This is a genomic window from Bacillus sp. CGMCC 1.60114 (assembly GCF_042676365.1).
GTDB lineage: Bacteria > Bacillota > Bacilli > Bacillales > Bacillaceae_G > Bacillus_A > Bacillus_A rhizoplanae_A.
In genome coordinates this window covers 1-2,615 of record NZ_JBHTHG010000064.1, presented here as the reverse complement: position 1 = coordinate 2,615, position 2,615 = coordinate 1, and the positions used below count along the sequence as shown (strand labels likewise).

Here is a 2,615-nt window from a genome sequence, read left to right as displayed (position 1 = left end):
TTCATATTCTTCACTCGTCAGACAGTTAATAACTTTATACTTAGGATTTCCTAACCATTTGGTCTTCTTGCACTGATAAATTATATCTCCATCGTTGGAGTAAATGTCCAGAGATAATAAAGTTTTAGACTAAATAATATAGTATTAGACTGAATAATAAAGTTGTAGACTGGCAGCTGAGTTAAGCTAACGGGCAGTTTTCGTGAAAGGTATCGTCATTGAAAGGAATTGAGAGGGTCTTCACGAATTAAGGAATACTGAACTGCACTATGTGTTCAAGAATAACCATATTGAACATGGTTCTTTGTTTAAGAGGTCAAATAGAGTTGTTATAGGAGATGAATTAAAGTTGAGATACAGCCTGTTAGATAATGGTACAGACTCTTTAAAAGCGACTTACTTGAGTATTGAAAAAATACATGCGCTACATGATGGCACTGGCATGGAGCATTGTTTAAAAGACGCTGTTTTGTCTCTTAATCATGCAGTAGAAATTTTGTTTAAACTTTTGTTGCGCCAAAGGAATGAGTATCTTGTTTTCAGTGATTTAGATAAATATATGGTAGCAAAAAAGAAAATGATTGAGCAGGGAAAAACAAATATTTTTGAATTAGCCCCCAATTTAAAAACAGTCACTTTAAATGAAGCAATGGACAGAGCTGAATTCCTTTGTGAATACGAAGTTGACTCTACATATAAGAAAGTAATTGCTTTTATCAATAAAATTAGGAATCAACTCACACATTACGAGATTAACATGACATCACATGAAATGCTTGAGTTATCAGTTAAAATCCAAACTTGCTATGAGTTAACGATTCAGTTCTTTGCTCCGCATATCGAGGGTCTGGAAGAAAAAGTGGAAGCAGCAAGATTCGAGTATACAAAGGATGATTATGGCGCTGACATGGCTGAGTGGTATGCAGAAGTGGAGATGGAAGAGCGTATGTTAAAACGTTATGATATGTAATTACAATCATATGTTGGCTTTTTGGTTAAACTAACGGGTTCGATAGTGTAATAATCGCCTCATGTGTGGCAGTAACAATAACGGTTGAGACGACTCCCTAAATCAAAAACGGAGCCCGCCGGCTAGGCTGTAAGCTCCGTTCCTGTATTATCCCGTTGAGGGGCAAGTGCCAAACGCGCTATCGTATAAAAAAATCGGCCCGATTCATAAATATTTCCTCAATCTTCTCCAGTATGGGCCCGCTTTCCTCGGATTTGCGTTTCACCTCGATCCATTCCGGGTCTTGTAGAAACGCACCCCACAGCCGTTGCCGTTCCTCCATATCCTTATATTCCATCACGTAATACAACTTCGGAAGCCCCGTCTGATCGATCCAGAAATCGTACACCTTTATTTCCAACCGCTCGAAAATACTAAGTGTATGCTGGCTGAAACGTTGCAGAATCGCTTCCATTCTCCCCTCATGCATGGTATAAATGCGCAACTCGTAAAGCATGCCCATTCCCTCGCTTTCTGTAAATCGTAGAGTTTTTTCGTTGATCGTTGCCTACTCTCAGTTATTTTACCAGTAATCTTCGACCCTTGGAAATAAATGTTATAAATAATAACCCGACTAATGCAAGTATATTGAAAAGAATAAGTTTAAAGCAGGTCATTTCGTAATTTATGAAAATTCAAAGGATTCTTCTATTTGTGATATGATAACTGATGATGTTATACATTTTTTAAAATACGAAGTAGAGCCTCTTTGGAAAAATAAATGAACGTGGAAAGAAACATGTCTCTTACTTTTGAAATCTTTAGATATAGCATGAGCATGAATAGTATATTATTACGCTAACGGGTACGATAGTACAATGAGGCGGTGCAGTCTAATACTTTATTATTTAGTTGAGATCAATGGATTGCTTCATTCTGACGTATAGTCTAAAACTAATTTTCAACTACCTGGTGATTTAAAAGATCGGGACCTCTTGTACCATAAGGGGTTCCGGTCTAAAACATTATTATCACTGAACAGTAAACATCGATTTGAACGTTCCAATCAATATCCCATACATAGGTTGTCATTCTTGTTAGTATATTTTTGTAATTTCTTTTAAATGTGAATACCTTATTTCCAACTTGATCCATAACATCAACCGATTTAGTAGAGTGCTTTATCTTAGGAGGTAAGTATGTATATTTCTTCATACTAATATTTCTCCTTTTTTCTTTATTGTATCATTTGGAATAATTGGTATGTTGTGTAATTTCGGTTGAATATGATATTCATGCTCGGTTGACATAACGTAACATTATAGGTAGCAAGATTTTGGTATAAATCTTTTTATATCAAAGGTTTCTCTTACTCTTTGATATTATGAAATATGCAGGATTTTATACAATGCCGCACTGGTACGGTTTTTTGTGTTCCTGTTTGTTACCGGATTAGCCAAAAACTATATAAGATCCTGCATGCTCCTAGCATTATTAAAACTATTTATTTTTATGTCAAAAACTGCTTAGCGTGGTTTTTTTCCGAAATGCTGGCGGTACCCCATGCCCATCAACTTAAGAACGGAAACAAAATGAACTTTCGTTCAAATAAACTAAAAAACCCTTAAAACACTTTTTATCCTTAAAAATGAGCATGCCAAATAAA

2 protein-coding genes and 2 pseudogenes are annotated in these 2,615 nt (G+C 35.7%); 1 reads left to right on the top strand and 3 read right to left on the bottom strand.

Going from position 1 to position 2,615, the window contains the following annotated elements; all coding sequences use genetic code 11:
* Positions 1–117: pseudogene (locus ACFQZ1_RS26710) on the bottom strand (tubby C-terminal domain-like protein); the annotation flags it as partial.
* 232 nt (positions 118–349) lie between these two features.
* On the opposite strand from ACFQZ1_RS26710, the gene ACFQZ1_RS11015 reads away from it, so the two are divergent.
* The gene (locus tag ACFQZ1_RS11015) at positions 350–970 is read left to right on the top strand and encodes a hypothetical protein (RefSeq protein ID WP_377882241.1); all 621 of its coding nucleotides are present in this window, start codon (positions 350–352) and stop codon (positions 968–970) included.
* A 178-nt stretch (positions 971–1,148) separates the two neighbouring features.
* On the opposite strand, the gene ACFQZ1_RS11010 is transcribed toward ACFQZ1_RS11015, so the two are convergent.
* Positions 1,149–1,466, bottom strand: coding sequence for an NIPSNAP family protein (locus ACFQZ1_RS11010; protein WP_377882240.1), 318 nt, complete (start codon positions 1,464–1,466; stop codon positions 1,149–1,151).
* Between the two features lie 524 nt (positions 1,467–1,990).
* A pseudogene (locus ACFQZ1_RS26705) lies at positions 1,991–2,164 on the bottom strand (tubby C-terminal domain-like protein); the annotation flags it as partial.
* Between the last annotated feature and the right edge of the window lie 451 nt (positions 2,165–2,615).